The organism is Aquamicrobium terrae (assembly GCF_040545735.1).
GTDB lineage: Bacteria > Pseudomonadota > Alphaproteobacteria > Rhizobiales > Rhizobiaceae > Mesorhizobium > Mesorhizobium terrae_A.
The window spans coordinates 21,758-35,080 of sequence record NZ_JBEPML010000021.1 but is presented as its reverse complement, the minus strand read 5'-3'; the positions used below and the strand labels follow the sequence as shown (position 1 = coordinate 35,080).

Here is a 13,323-nt window from a genome sequence, read left to right as displayed (position 1 = left end):
AAAATGATCACCTTCGGTAACGGCCTGTTGCCGCCGGCGTGTTCCTCGCACTTCGCAGGCAGATTCCGGAACGCTGCCCAAGTCGTTGAAGCCGAATCCCTTTTGCAGGTTCATGCGTGGCTGTCATGCAGCCGGCGGCTCCAGTCCTCGACCTTGCGGCTGGCGATGCGCCGCGCGGCAAGCTCACGCCACGACGGCGCCAGTTCCGGCAGGGCACCAAGCTCCTGAAGCGATTCCGTGTCCATGGTGCGCGTGTAGAGAAGCCCGATGATGCGCGCCAGCGACCACTCCGGCTGCGGGCGCTCATGCAGCACCAGCGCATTGCCCGCCTCGGCCGCGCCCTCTTCCAGCACCCTGTAGTACCAGCCGGTGCGCCCGCTCTTTTGCACTCTGATCGCCATGTCCGGGCGGTCGAAGCGGGCATTGAGCCGCCAGCAGGGCTGGCGTCCCTGGCTCACCTGCAGCAATGCGGAGCCGAGGCGAAAGACATCGCCGATGCAGACATCGGCTTCGGACAGGCCGCTTGTCGTGATGTTCTCGCCGAAGGCCGGCGCCGCGGCCTCGATGCCTTCCTTGCGCCATTCGCCATAATGGTCGGCGGGGTAGTGATGCACGGCCTTCTCGGGGCCGCCATGGTGGCGGGTGTCGCCATGCTCGTCGCCTTGCAGTCCGACGCGGGTGATGGCCAGATGTCCTTGCACCGGCTTCTTGTCGATGCCGCTCGGCACCTGCCGCGGTCCGAGCGGCGCTAGCGTACCGATGAAAAGCCCCTCGACGATGGCCGGCGCCGGTGCCGTGGTCTTATTCGGCAACGCTCTCGAGCCCCTGTTCCAGCCAGTCGGCAAGCTGCGGCAGGCCGAGCAGGTAGCGGGCCGTCTGCCGCAGCGGCCGCTGTTTCGCCGCTGTCAGCGCCTCGTCCCACTCGCTTGCGTCGAAGTCGCCGCGCCCGATCCATGCCAGCGCGATCAGCTCGGCGGCCTCGTCGACGTTGAGATCGCTGATCAGTGCCCGGAATTCGCGTTCGGTCAGGTCTTCCGTCTCTTCCTCCGCCAGGCCGTGATGATGCTGGAGGTCGCGGCTTTCGCCGTCGAATTCGATCTCATGCTCGCTGCCGGCATCGAAATCGTCGCGCATGCCGGCGCTCAACGCCTTCGCCTTGAGGATCAGCATGCGGACCGTGTCCGGCCCGATCGAAAGCTCCCACTCGCGTTCCTGGCTGTTCCGCATCGAAAATCCTCGTGCCAATCCAGCCCGGCCGGTGCTGCCGGACCCGCCCGATGATAGCCTATCTCGCACATTCGTCATACGGCCGAGCTTCGGCCGCAACAGGCCGGATTGACAGGGCCAGCGCGGCGAATGAAATGGCGCAAGCTCTCTCCATTCGATCGGATTCCCCAGCGTGGCGTCGCTCCTCACTCCCAAGGTCCTGCCCATCCTCATGCTGCTGGCCTCGAACGTCTTCATGACCTTCGCCTGGTACGGCCATCTGAAGTTCAAGGGCGCGGCGATCTCTGTCGTCGTCCTGGCGAGCTGGGGCATCGCCTTCTTCGAATACTGGCTGGCGGTGCCGGCCAACCGGCTCGGCAATCAGGTCTATTCGGCGGCGGAGCTGAAGACCATCCAGGAGGTCATAACGCTCGGCGTCTTCGCCGTGTTCTCGGTCACCTATCTGAAGGAGGCGCTGACCTGGAACCACTTTTTCGGCTTCCTGCTGATTGCCTGCGGCGCGGCGCTGATTTTCAGGGCCTGATTTTTTTGCCGGGCAAGCGTCCTTCGTTTTTAGGACGTGAAAAACCTCCAGCAATTGCTATATTGTGACGAGAATCCGAGATGTGACGGTTCCGTCAGTGTCCTGACGGACCGTTTTCTTTTTGTCGAAAGGGCGCCTGGAAAGGGCGTACGGCAGGAAAGGAGTGGCTATGAACAAGGTGCCGATGACAGGCGGTGGCTTCGAGACGCTGAAGGAGGAGCTGCGCTGGCGCCAGCAGGATGAACGGCCGCGCATCATCGAGGCGATTTCCGAAGCGCGTTCGCATGGCGATCTCTCGGAAAACGCCGAATACCACGCCGCCAAGGAAGCGCAGAGCCTCAATGAAGGCCGAATCAGCGAGCTTGAGGACCTGATCGCGCGCGCCGAGGTCATCGACATCAGCAAGCTGAGCGGCGACAAGATCAAGTTCGGCGCCACGGTCGTGCTCGTGGATGAGGACACCGAAGAGGAAAAGACCTACCAGATCGTCGGCGACCAGGAAGCCGATGTGAAGGCGGGGCGCATCTCCATCTCGTCCCCCATCGCGCGCGCCCTGATCGGCAAGGAAGTCGGCGACGCCATCGAGGTCAACGCACCGGGCGGTGCGCGTGGCTACGAGATCGTCCAACTGCGCTGGGCCTGATCCGGTCGCCGGATAGGAAGATCCAGCCATGGCCGCAGCGCCGGTCGACCTGTCGCGGGTCCATGTCGTGGTGCCCAATTTCAAGAAGCGCCTGTCCGGCGTCACGAGCACCATCATCCAGCTCGTGCCGTTGCAGGCGAAGGAGATCGGCATCGCCACGCTTGGGCCCGGCCTGCCCGACCACCTGCCGCGCCTGCGCTGGTGGCAGGTGCCGGGCCTGCTCCGACGGCCGCAGGGCGCCTCGGTGCGTGTCTGGCATGCGCGCCGCAACCCCGAAATGCTGGCCGGCGTGGTGCTGCGCGACATCTTTCGCGCGCCGCTGAAGCTCGTCTTCACCTCGGCCTCGCAGCGCCGCCACAAGCGCTGGACGAAGTTTCTCATCCGCCGCATGGACGGGGTGATCGCCACCAGCCGCAAGACCGCCGCCTATCTCGAAGTGCCGAACACGGTGGTCATGCACGGCATCGATATCGAACGCTTCCACCCGCCGGCGGATCGTGCCGAGGCGGCGCGGGAACTGGGGCTCGACCCCGGCCAGTTCCATGTCGGCTGTTTCGGCCGCGTGCGGCACCAGAAGGGCACCGACCTGTTCGTCGATGCCATGATCGCGCTTCTGCCGCGCCATCCGCGCTGGTCCGCCATCGTGGCCGGCCGCGCGACGGCCGAGCACAAGGGGTTCGAGGCGGATCTGCGCGCCCGCGTCGAAAAAGCCGGCCTGGCCGACCGCATCCTGTTCGTCGGCGAGCACCGCGACATCGAGCGCTGGTATCGGCCGCTGTCGCTGTTCATCGCTCCGCAACGCTGGGAGGGGTTCGGCCTCACCCCGCTCGAAGCCATGGCGACGGCGGTCCCCGTCGTCGCCACCGATGTCGGCGCCTTCTCCGAGCTGATTGAAGACAGCGTCACCGGCACGCTCATCCCCCGCGACGACCTCGGCGCGATGATCGCTGCGGCAGAGCGATGGATGGAGGACGAGGCCGGGCTAGGGCAGGCGGCGGCGAACAGCCGGGCCCACGCCGCGACGCGTTTCAGCATCGAGGGAGAGGTGCGGCGGCTGGGAGAGATCTATGCAGCCGCTATACACGGGCAATGATCCGTGCGAGATGCCGGAATGGCACGATGGTCGCCGCACCCCGCCTGTGCAGAATTTGAGCCGATGAGCACACAAGCCGAGAACCGCCCCACCGTCTCCGCCGTCGTCACCAGTTGCCGGCGCTTCGACCTGCTTGAGAAGACGCTGGAGAGTTTCCTCGAACAGAACGACTATCCGCTCGACGAGCTGATCGTGATCGAGGACTCGGACGATCGCGGCGTCTACGGCATCGAGCCCCTGTTGCAGGGGACAAGGCACCGCATCATCTTCAACGGCAAGAATATCGGCCAGATCGCCTCGATCGACAAAGCCTACGCGGACATCGCATCGGACTATATCTTTCACATGGAAGACGACTGGCTGTTCACCCGCAAGGGCTTCATCGCCCGGGCCGTCGAGATCCTCGAACAGGAGCCGCAGGCCATCATGGTGACGGTGCGCGACGATGCCGACATGCCCCGCTATGTCCGCAGCCTCAAGACGCGCCGGACCGGAACAGCGAGCTACAAGCTGGCTTTTCCGGAACTGCACTTTCTATGGCATACGTTCACCTTCAATCCGGGATTGCGGCGGACCGAAGATTACCGGGCACTACGGGGCGGCTACGCGGCCATCGGGGATGAAATGGCCATCAGCCACCATTACAAGGCCCGCAAGTGGGACATGGCTTGGATGATCGGCGGCGGGGTAAAACACGCCGGCGATGCGCGATCCGCTTACGGAAATGGAGCGGGATATCGCAGGCCGGCCTCGTCGGGCGGCCTGTCACGTCTGCTCAGGCGCGAAAATTTCCGCAAATGGCGCGAATCTCTGGGGCGCCATTTCTGGCACAGGCTGCGGCTGATGGGGATTGACACCGAGCCACTGCAACGCAGGAAACGGTGACGATGAAAGGATCGATCCGCACCTATGTGATCAATCTGGACGGTGGCACCGAGCGCCTTGAATCCGTCAGCCGGATGTTTGGTTCATTCGGCATGGATTTCGAGCGTGTTCCCGCGTTCGATGGCCGCAAGCTCGATCTGAGCGAAGTTGCCGACTACGATGCGGGCCGCGCGGAGCGCTATATGGGGCGAAGCCTGGTTGGCGCGGAAATCGGGTGCTACCGCAGCCATCTTTCGGCTGCGGCGCAGTTCCTGCAGTCGGATGCCGAGTACGGATTGGTCTTCGAAGACGACGTGCTGTTGCGTTGCAATCCCATTGCACTTCTAGAGGAGGCGCTTCCCGCATTGGAGAGCGCGGACAAGGATTGGCTCCTGCTCAATATCGGCGCCAACAAGTCCAAGATCACCAGCCCGATTTCGGAGCATGACATCGGCGGTTATCGATGCGGTCTCGTTGCCGCGCATTATTTTCCCATGATGGCATGCGCGATCGTCTGGTCCCGGGAAGGAGCCAGGCAATTCGTCGAAAGCCACGACAAGATATTCGCCCCTGTCGACAATTACTTTCGCTATTGGCTGACCCGCGCCGGGCATGGATATGCCTTCTGGCCGGCGCCGGTTACCACCACCGATGCGGAAAGCCAGATTGCCGCATCGGATGGCCGCAAGCGCAGCAGATATGGCCGTAAATGGTATTACGGCTTCTCCAAGCAGAAGAGACTTCTTGAGGATAAGCTGATTGCCCTGGGTCGTCGGTATCGCTTCAAGGCAAAAGCCTAGAAGTCCTTCAATCCAGGGCGTGCCCAGCGTAGATGAGCTTATCAATGAAGGTCTATTACATAAACCTGGACAGGTCGCCCGAGCGTCGCGCGTGGTTCACGCAGCAGGCCGAAGCGCTCGGGCTCGATCTCGTGCGGGTTCCTGCGGTCGATGGCCGGGAACTGCCGGCGGCGGAATTGGACCATTGGCGGCAATTGTCCGAAGGGAACAAGGTTCTCTCGCCTGGCGAAATCGGCTGCTACCTCAGTCACAGAAAAGCATGGGAGGCGGTGCTCGCCGGAGATGAAAAGTGGGCCTTCATCGCCGAGGACGACATTCATTTTTCGAGGAATGCCGCGGCTTTTCTTTGCGACGATAGCTGGATCCCCGCACAAGCCGGCTTGATAAAGGCGGAGACAGATTTAAGGCGACATGAGTTTTCTCCCACTTCATGGCCGGCGCCCTTCGGCCATGAACTCAGGCGATTGAAGTCGACGCATCTGAACACTGGGGGGTATTTTCTGACGCGTGAGGCCGCTGACCGCATGCTGACCTTCACGGAACGGAAATGCGAGGCTGTCGACGGTCTGTTGTTTGCAATGAGGTATATGCAGGAACACCGGCTGAAGGTGATGCAGATCATTCCGGCAATCTGCATCCAGGATACTTATATGGAACTCGTACGAACTATGGCTCTTGGCAGCCTTATTGATGAGGAGCGTAATGCAGGGCGCAAAGCTACAAAACAGACACTATCTACCTACGCAAGGATCAAGAGGGAAATGAAACGTATATTGATGCAATTATGTGGTTTTATTATCCGAATTTTCCGTACGCTTACGCGGAAGTCCATATTCATGGCTGTTAATTTTGATGAGGCCAGATAGCGGGTCGAGAGAGTGATGAAATGCTATCTTATAAACTTGGACAGAAGTCCTGAGAGACTGAAGCGTATGTCGACCCTGTTCGCTGGCATGGAAGTTGCCTTTATAAGGGTATCGGCCGTTGACGGAAAAAAACTGACACAGCGGGAAATCGATGGCTGGCTTGCTGGAGAAGGGAATTTTTATCATCTCGGTCCGGGAGAGGTTGGGTGCTTCCTCAGTCATCGCAAGTGTTGGGAATTTATCGCTGAAGGGGAAGACAGCCATTCGGCGATTTTTGAAGATGATCTGCACTTTGGGGCAGGACTGAAGGATGTACTGGTCACTGCGGACTGGATTCCAAATGATGCGGATATCGTGAAACTGGAAACTACGCTCACACGCACTCTGTATCAGCGTAGGCAGGCCGCGACGATTGCGGGACGGACAGTTCGACGTCTGCATAGTTCCCAATTTGGATCAGGAGGATACATAATATCTCGACCTTGTGCAAAAAAGCTGGTGGAGGAGAGCAAAAAAATAGCTGATCCTGTTGATCAGTTTATCTTTAATAATAATTTATCTATGGCATTGAGTCTGAAAATTTATCATTTGGTGCCTGCAATATGCATTCAAGATTTAATTCTATCACAGAATAGGTTTAAGAATTATAATATAGGTAGTGAATTAAGCGGTGAGCGTCCTAAGCTCCAAGAAACTCTGAGGAGAAAAATTCTAAGGGAAATTCAAAGGCCGATTAAGAGAATTTCAATAAGATTGAAGGCGTCACTAGGTGGTATGGAATGGAAGAAAATTCCTATAGAATAGAAATAAGAATGTCTAGAGCAGAAATTGCCCACAGAGGTGCTGCCATATCTCTTGTTTAGAGCGCTTCCATGAAAAATATCTATAGAGAATTTCAATGCCTTTTTGATGATATAAATTTATTATCAAAAGGGAAGGGGTTATATTACTTTCATAATTATGGGAACTGGGGAGACTCTGTTATTCGTCAGGGTTTCTTGGATTTTGCAGATTTTTATGGCTTGGGATATAGAAATTACATTAGGCGAGGCCTGAAGCGAAGACGGACTCGCCTCGGACAAATTCAAAATAAGATTCTATCAGAATACCATAGATTTGCGAGTGTTCTTATTTATGGCGGCGGCGGGGGATGGTGCAGGAACTGGAATACAAGCATCTCGGAAGTTGAATATGCATCGAGGGCCTTTAACAAGGTTATTGTATTGCCTTCGACCTACGAATTTCCGCCATCTAGGAAATACGACAACGTTGTATTTTATGCGCGTGACCGATTTGAGAGTCAGCGTGTCGTTTCCGATTCGAAATTCTGTCATGATATGGCATTTTTTTTGGAAAGACGTATTTCGAGGATGAATATCTTAAAGGATAGAAGTGACGGGTTCTTCTTCAGAGAAGATAAGGAGTCGTTGGGTTGTTTTAATATTCCTAGCGGAAATAGAGATATATCTTCTGAAGGCAATCAGGATACTCCTATAGATAAATTTTTGATGGAAATAGGAAGATATAAAAATATACATACGGACCGGCTCCATGTTGCGATATGTGGAGCAATGCTTGGATGTTATGTAAATATGTACCCTGGGAATTATAGAAAGAATGAAGATTTATTTAATTCTACCCTTTCTATTTATTTTGATAATGTAAGATTTTTAAAATGATATTAAATTGTTAGGTTATATTTACCCGATCCTCACCGGCACTTCATCCTTCACCTTGCGGATGGTCAGCGCGGTGCGCACCGTGTCCACGTTCGGTGTCGAGGTCAGGTCCTCGATCACGAAGCTCTGGAAGGTGCCGATGTCGCTGGTCACGCAGTGAAGCAGGAAGTCGGATTCGCCCGACACCATCCAGGCTTCGCGGACGATCGGCCAGTTGCGGGTGCGCTCGGCGAAGGCCTTCAGTTCCACCTCGGCCTGATGCTTGAGGCCGATCAGGCAAAATGCCACCACCTCCATGCCGAGCGAAGGGGCGTCCAGCAGGGCGCGGTAGCCGCGGATGATGCCGGTTTCCTCCAGCCGGCGCACGCGCCGCAGGCAGGGCGGGGCGGAAATGCCTACCCTTTGCGACAATTCGACATTGGTCATGCGGCCGTCATGCTGCAATTCGCGGAGGATTTTCCAGTCGATGGCGTCGAGGTCGGCCTTCACGGTCATGCGATCATCTCTGCGCAAGAATCTGTCGTGTTCCGGTAATTAAACGACTTTTTATCATACGCCAGCGATTTTACGTTACGCCGCGTTTCTCTTTCTCTCCTGCGACAAGCTTTCCGGGGACACTTTGCCGTTTGCCTTGCTGGCACGGCGGCCAGCACTTACATTGACGGCGCATATCGATCTGTTTTTCCTGCGGGCTGCCGGGCGGCCCGCCATCGCCAAGGCAGCGCCATGACCGTCAAGCATGCTCCCGTCCTCATCATCGGTTCCGGTCCGGCAGGCTACACGGCCGCCATCTATGCGGCGCGCGCCATGCTGAAGCCGATGCTGGTGGCGGGGCTGCAGCAGGGCGGCCAGCTCACCATCACCACCGATGTCGAGAACTATCCGGGCTTCGCCGAACCGGTGCAGGGCCCGTGGCTGATGGAGCAGATGGCCAGGCAGGCCGAGCATGTCGGCGCGGAGATTGTCCACGACATCGTCGTCGAGGTCGACCTCGATGCGCGTCCCTTCGTGGCGAAGGGGGATTCCGGCACCGTCTACACGGCCGATGCGCTCATCATCGCCACCGGCGCGCAGGCCAAGTGGCTCGGCATTCCCTCCGAACAGACCTTCATGGGCTTCGGGGTGTCGGCCTGCGCCACCTGCGACGGCTTCTTCTACCGCGGCAAGGACGTGGCGGTGGTCGGCGGCGGCAATTCGGCGGTCGAGGAGGCGCTTTACCTGTCCAACCTGGCGCGCAGCGTCACCGTCATCCACCGCCGCAACGATTTCCGTGCCGAGCGCATCCTGCGCGAGCGCCTGCTGGCCAAGGACAACATCAAGGTCATCTGGGATACGGTTGTGGACGAAGTCACCGGCCGTCCGGGGCAGCCCCCGCAGCCGCCTTCGGTGGAAGGGCTGAAACTGCGCAATGTGGTGACCGGCGAGGAAAGCAACCTGCCGATCGACGGCGTGTTCGTGGCCATCGGCCACGCACCCGCCGTGGAACTGTTCGCCGGCAAGCTGAAGCAGAAGCCGAACGGCTATCTGTGGACCGAGGCGGATTCCACCCGCACCAACATTCCCGGCGTGTTCGCCGCGGGCGACGTCACGGACGACATCTATCGCCAGGCGGTGACGGCGGCCGGCATGGGCTGCATGGCCGCGCTGGAAGCCGAGAAATATCTGGCGACCGTCGAAGCACACCGGGACGCGGCGGAGTAGCCGCAAAAAATCCCAACTCGTCTTTCAGACGCCGCATCACACGAGGGGAATCATGGCGCTGGATTGGGACAAGCTCAGGGTTTTTCATGCAGCCGCGCAGGCGGGGTCGTTCACCCATGCCGCCGAGACGTTGCATCTGTCGCAGTCCGCGATCTCGCGGCAGGTGAGCGCGCTGGAGCACGATGTCGGCGTGCCGCTGTTCCACCGCCATGCGCGCGGCCTGGTGCTGACCGAACAGGGCGAGATGCTCTATCGCACGGCGCATGACGTGCTGATGAAGCTGGAGTCGATCCGTTCGCGGCTGCTGGAAACCAAGGACCACCCGACCGGCGTGCTGCGGGTGACGACGACGGTCGGGCTCGGCACCGGCTGGCTCACCGAGCGCACCAAGGAGTTCATCGATCTCTATCCGGAGATCAACCTGCAGCTCGTCTTCACCAATGAGGAGCTGGACCTGACCATGCGCCAGGCCGACTGCGCCGTGCGCCTGCGCCAGCCGCAGCAGCCGGACCTGATCCAGCGGCGCCTTTTCACCGTGCACCTGCATGTCTTCGCCTCGCCGGCCTATATCGAGCGCCACGGCAAGCCGAAATCGGTGGCGGAACTCGACCAGCACCGCATCGTCACCTTCGGCGAGCCGGTGCCCTCTTATCTGGGCGGTCTCAATGCGCTGGAGACGGTGGGCCGGCCGGATGGCGAGAAGCGGCCCAGCGTGTTGCAGATCAACGACCTGATGTCGATCCGCAAGGCGGTCAAGCGTGGCGTCGGCATCGCCATGCTGCCGGACTACATGGCCGGAAAGGAGTCCGGGCTCGTCCCGATCCTCGAGGAGCTCGAAGGGCCGTCCTTCGACACGTTCTTCGTCTATCCCGAGGCGATGAAGAATCAGGCCAAGCTCAAGGCCTTCCGCGATTTCATGTTCGCCAAGGCCCGCAACTGGTCCTACTGAAGCGGGCGGCGGGTTCGGCGCTCGGGCCGGTATCGGCCGGCTTCATCCCCGCCTTGGTGCGGCCTCCGGAACAGACTGTCCTGTCTGGCAGCCGGTGCAGAAATACGCATGCCGTCGCCTCGCCACTGGTGCCCCTGCCTCGGGAGCAGGCATCCGGCCAGATTTCGTGCCTTTATTCTGGCCTTATTGCTGCATGCGATGCATTGGACCACAGATGCCGCCTTTTTGCATGCGTGCGTTGCAAAATAGATGCTTGTTTGTTGAGCAGCGGTGGCCCATATATCAGTCATCTCCTGAGCGCGTTCTCCTCCCATTAGCGCTCACGAGTGTTCCCCTCTGGAGGTTTAGCCTTTTTGGCACTTCCATCAAACTCAGCCGGATCTTCTGATCCGGCTTTTTTGTTTTTGGCTTCCGCCGGCTGATCTTCAGCTTTCTTGTCGGGTCGGTTTTCGGCCGGGCCGGGCGTTCTTCACCACCATCAAAATCTTCGCAGCCCGCCACAGGAGCAAACGTCGACATGCTCGTCGACATGCTCGCATGACGGTGGGCCGCCGGTTTCGCCGCCCTTGCAAGCCGGCGAACGCATCCATGGGTGCTCGCGATGTTCAGGGGCAGCGCGTAACGGTCATGTAACCCCTGTAACGTGACCGCAAAGGCGAATCTTCACTACACAGGACAAGGACGCGGCAGGCTTCGGGGATGGGGGCATCTTCCGGAGCCGGGTCTCAGGTGACGGCCGCGTCCATCCAGTTTCCTGCCGGTATTGCCGGCAGGCCCGATGCGGCGGACCTGCCGTTTTCCTCCCCGGGGACGGTCCGCAACAAACGGCGGCAGTATCATCTGCCGCCGTTTGTTCATATCCGGGCATGCGCTACGGTATTTCAGGCCGCTTTGCCGGCGGCGTTCATCACGTCATCGGCCAGCCGGCCTGTCAATTCAGCCATATGGCTGAAGCTTGCGACATAGGTGGCGACGCCTGCGGTTGCCGAACGCAGTTCGACGATCAGGTCGCCCATCTCCGCCTGCGGCATGCTCGCCTCCACCACATCCCAGCCCGGCCAGCCGTCGCGGGCGTCATAGCCCAGTATCTGGCCACGCCGTTGCGGGATGAGGGCGATGATGCGCGCCGTCGCATCCGAGGGGGTGAAGATCTCGACCTTCATGACCGGCTCCAGCAGCACCGGCGAGCATGCGGCCATGCCTTCCTTCATGGCGAGCCGCGCCGCCATCTGGAACGCCATGTCGGAGGAATCGACCGTGTGGTAGGAGCCGTCGCTGAGATTGACGGCGACGTCGACCACCGGAAAGCCCAGCGGGCCGCTTTTCAGGTAGTCGCGTATGCCGGCCTCGACCGAGGGGATATATTGCTTCGGCACCACGCCGCCGCTGATCGTGTCGGTGAACTCGAAGCCGCTGCCGCGCGGCAGCGGCTTGATCTCGATCACCACGTCGCCGAACTGGCCGTGCCCGCCGGACTGCTTCTTGTGGCGGCCGCGCTGCTGCGTTCCCTTGCGGATGGTTTCCCGGTAGGGCACCGCCGGTGCGTGGCCTTCGACGGCGATCTGGTTGCGGCCCTCCAGCCGTTCGCGCACCACCCGCAGATGCATTTCGCCATGGCCGGACAGAACCGTTTCGGCCGAATCCTGGTTGTGGGCAAGGCTGAGCGAGGGGTCCTCCTCGGCCAGCCGCTGGACTGCGGCCGAAAGCTTCACGTCGTCCTTGCGTTCCTTGGGGCGCAGGGCAAAGGCGTAGACCGGTTTCGGCGGCGTCAGTTCGATCAGCGGCGCCCTGCCGCCCTTCGCGGAGGTCAGGGTCTGGCCGGTGCGGGCGCCGTCGAGCTTGCCCACCGCCACCGTGTCGCCGGCCACGGCCTGGCCGAGCTTGGTCTGGTCCTTGCCGAACATGCGGTAAAGGCCGGAAACCTTGTTGACCTCGCCGTCGGGCAGGTAAAGCTCCCCGCCATCCGCCAATTGGCCGCACAGCACGCGCGAGACGGAAAGCTTGCCGCCGTGCGGCGTGTAGATCGTCTTCATCACCTGCACCAGCGTGGCGCGCTCGTCGTCGCCCACGCCGAGCCGCCGGCGCGTCGCCTCGACATCCGGCGCGTCGTGGCGGATCGCTTTCAGCAGCCGCAGCACGCCATTGCCCTTTTCGGCCGTGCCGAGCAGGACCGGCGTCACCCGCCCTTCGCGCAGATCGGCGGCGAGGTCGTCGAACACCGCATCGCGCGGCGGCTCGATCTCCTCCAGCAATTGCTCCATCAACTCGTCATTGTGGTCGGCCAGCGTCTCGAGCATCGAAAAGCGCGCCTCGATCTCGCGCGCCTTCTCGTCGCCGGGAATCTCGGCCACCTCGCTCTCGGCATATTCGCGGTAGATGTAGGCGCGCTCCAGCGCCAGGTCGATCGAGCCGATGACGACGCCGTCCTTGCGCAGGGGAATCTGGCGCAGCAGCAGCGGCACCGAGCTTGCCGGCTGCAATGTCTTGAGCGCTTCGCGAACGCCGGTCGTCGCCTTCTCGACCTTGTTGAGGAACAGGATGCGCGGCACGCCGAGTTCGTCGAGGCGGCGCATGATGAGTTGCAGGGCCGGTATCTTCTTCTCGTCGGGCTCGGCCACGACGATCGCGGCGTCGCATGCGGCAAGCACCGGCTCGGCCTCGAAGGCGAACTCGATCGAGCCGGGGCAGTCGACGAAGGTCAGCGTGTCGCCCATGAAGTCGACGGTGGCGAAATTGGCCTCGACGCTCATGGCGTGTTCGCGGGCTTCGGGAGAGTGGTCGGAAACGGTGTTGCCCGAGGCGGTGGGATTCTGGCGGGCAATGGCGCCCGTGCGGGCGAGAATGGCTTCGAGAAGTGTCGTCTTGCCGCTTGAGAAGGGACCGACGATGGCAATGCATTTCGGTCCCGTACGTCGTCCTCCGGCGCGATTACCCATGGCTGACCTCCGCTCAGGCATTTTTGAAGGGAGCGGCGGCCG

14 protein-coding genes are annotated in these 13,323 nt (G+C 60.4%); 10 read left to right on the top strand and 4 right to left on the bottom strand.

The annotated features are described in order from the left end of the window. Positions 1–110: 110 nt before the first annotated feature. Both ABID37_RS21800 and ABID37_RS21795 read right to left on the bottom strand, forming a co-directional pair. Entirely contained in the window at positions 111–812 is a 702-nt protein-coding gene (locus ABID37_RS21800) for an MOSC domain-containing protein (RefSeq protein WP_354198631.1), read from the bottom strand. Then, positions 802–1,227 carry a DUF3775 domain-containing protein gene (locus tag ABID37_RS21795; RefSeq protein WP_354198629.1) on the bottom strand — a complete coding sequence of 142 codons (426 nt, stop codon included), beginning with the start codon at positions 1,225–1,227 and terminating at the stop codon, positions 802–804. The genes ABID37_RS21800 and ABID37_RS21795 overlap by 11 nt, the downstream gene beginning before the upstream one ends. 211 nt (positions 1,228–1,438) lie before the next feature. On the opposite strand from ABID37_RS21795, the gene ABID37_RS21790 reads away from it, so the two are divergent. The 8 genes from ABID37_RS21790 (at position 1,439) to ABID37_RS21755 (ending at position 7,695) form a co-directional block, all read left to right on the top strand. Next, positions 1,439–1,750: a DMT family protein gene (locus tag ABID37_RS21790; protein WP_435521615.1), complete on the top strand. Its 312-nt coding sequence runs from the start codon at positions 1,439–1,441 to the stop codon at positions 1,748–1,750. Between the two features lie 169 nt (positions 1,751–1,919). After that, complete coding sequence (gene greA, locus ABID37_RS21785) at positions 1,920–2,393, top strand: transcription elongation factor GreA (RefSeq protein WP_354198625.1); 474 nt, start codon at positions 1,920–1,922, stop codon at positions 2,391–2,393. 28 nt (positions 2,394–2,421) lie between these two features. Further along, positions 2,422–3,486 (top strand): glycosyltransferase family 4 protein, encoded by a 1,065-nt coding sequence (locus ABID37_RS21780; protein ID WP_354198623.1) that lies wholly within the window; start codon positions 2,422–2,424, stop codon positions 3,484–3,486. A 63-nt stretch (positions 3,487–3,549) separates the two neighbouring features. After that, positions 3,550–4,371 (top strand): glycosyltransferase, encoded by an 822-nt coding sequence (locus ABID37_RS21775; RefSeq protein ID WP_354198621.1) that lies wholly within the window; start codon positions 3,550–3,552, stop codon positions 4,369–4,371. Between the two features lie 2 nt (positions 4,372–4,373). Continuing rightward, positions 4,374–5,150 carry a glycosyltransferase family 25 protein gene (locus tag ABID37_RS21770; RefSeq protein ID WP_354198619.1) on the top strand — a complete coding sequence of 259 codons (777 nt, stop codon included), beginning with the start codon at positions 4,374–4,376 and terminating at the stop codon, positions 5,148–5,150. A gap of 44 nt (positions 5,151–5,194) precedes the next feature. Then, positions 5,195–6,016, top strand: a complete 822-nt coding sequence (locus ABID37_RS21765) for a glycosyltransferase family 25 protein (protein ID WP_354198617.1) — start codon at positions 5,195–5,197, stop codon at positions 6,014–6,016. A 15-nt stretch (positions 6,017–6,031) separates the two neighbouring features. Continuing rightward, complete coding sequence (locus ABID37_RS21760) at positions 6,032–6,820, top strand: glycosyltransferase family 25 protein (protein WP_354198615.1); 789 nt, start codon at positions 6,032–6,034, stop codon at positions 6,818–6,820. 68 nt (positions 6,821–6,888) lie between these two features. Further along, entirely contained in the window at positions 6,889–7,695 is an 807-nt protein-coding gene (locus ABID37_RS21755) for a hypothetical protein (protein WP_354198613.1), read from the top strand. Between the two features lie 21 nt (positions 7,696–7,716). On the opposite strand, the gene ABID37_RS21750 is transcribed toward ABID37_RS21755, so the two are convergent. Continuing rightward, positions 7,717–8,190, bottom strand: coding sequence for an Lrp/AsnC family transcriptional regulator (locus tag ABID37_RS21750; RefSeq protein WP_354198611.1), 474 nt, complete (start codon positions 8,188–8,190; stop codon positions 7,717–7,719). Positions 8,191–8,421: 231 nt separating this feature from the next. Here ABID37_RS21750 and trxB point away from each other — a divergent pair, with 231 nt between their 5' ends. Both trxB and ABID37_RS21740 read left to right on the top strand, forming a co-directional pair. Further along, a complete protein-coding gene (gene trxB, locus ABID37_RS21745) occupies positions 8,422–9,396 on the top strand; it encodes a thioredoxin-disulfide reductase (protein WP_354198610.1) in 975 nt (324 codons plus the stop codon). Positions 9,397–9,448: 52 nt separating this feature from the next. Beyond that, the gene (locus tag ABID37_RS21740) at positions 9,449–10,345 is read left to right on the top strand and encodes a LysR family transcriptional regulator (protein WP_354198608.1); all 897 of its coding nucleotides are present in this window, start codon (positions 9,449–9,451) and stop codon (positions 10,343–10,345) included. 881 nt (positions 10,346–11,226) lie between these two features. Here the strand turns inward: ABID37_RS21740 and ABID37_RS21735 are convergent. Further along, a complete protein-coding gene (locus ABID37_RS21735) occupies positions 11,227–13,281 on the bottom strand; it encodes an elongation factor G (protein ID WP_354198606.1) in 2,055 nt (684 codons plus the stop codon). Between the last annotated feature and the right edge of the window lie 42 nt (positions 13,282–13,323).

Bases quoted from the DNA above. Each gene is read 5' to 3' on its own strand.
- ABID37_RS21795 (WP_354198629.1), bottom strand. From the start codon at position 1,227: ATGCGGAACAGCCAGGAACGCGAGTGGGAGCTTTCGATCGGGCCGGAC.
- ABID37_RS21790 (WP_435521615.1), top strand. From the start codon at position 1,439: ATGCTGCTGGCCTCGAACGTCTTCATGACCTTCGCCTGGTACGGCCAT.
- greA (WP_354198625.1), top strand. From the start codon at position 1,920: ATGAACAAGGTGCCGATGACAGGCGGTGGCTTCGAGACGCTGAAGGAG.
- ABID37_RS21780 (WP_354198623.1), top strand. From the start codon at position 2,422: ATGGCCGCAGCGCCGGTCGACCTGTCGCGGGTCCATGTCGTGGTGCCC.
- ABID37_RS21775 (WP_354198621.1), top strand. From the start codon at position 3,550: ATGAGCACACAAGCCGAGAACCGCCCCACCGTCTCCGCCGTCGTCACC.
- ABID37_RS21770 (WP_354198619.1), top strand. From the start codon at position 4,374: ATGAAAGGATCGATCCGCACCTATGTGATCAATCTGGACGGTGGCACC.
- ABID37_RS21765 (WP_354198617.1), top strand. From the start codon at position 5,195: ATGAAGGTCTATTACATAAACCTGGACAGGTCGCCCGAGCGTCGCGCG.
- ABID37_RS21760 (WP_354198615.1), top strand. From the start codon at position 6,032: ATGAAATGCTATCTTATAAACTTGGACAGAAGTCCTGAGAGACTGAAG.
- ABID37_RS21755 (WP_354198613.1), top strand. From the start codon at position 6,889: ATGAAAAATATCTATAGAGAATTTCAATGCCTTTTTGATGATATAAAT.
- ABID37_RS21750 (WP_354198611.1), bottom strand. From the start codon at position 8,190: ATGACCGTGAAGGCCGACCTCGACGCCATCGACTGGAAAATCCTCCGC.
- trxB (WP_354198610.1), top strand. From the start codon at position 8,422: ATGACCGTCAAGCATGCTCCCGTCCTCATCATCGGTTCCGGTCCGGCA.
- ABID37_RS21740 (WP_354198608.1), top strand. From the start codon at position 9,449: ATGGCGCTGGATTGGGACAAGCTCAGGGTTTTTCATGCAGCCGCGCAG.
- ABID37_RS21735 (WP_354198606.1), bottom strand. From the start codon at position 13,281: ATGGGTAATCGCGCCGGAGGACGACGTACGGGACCGAAATGCATTGCC.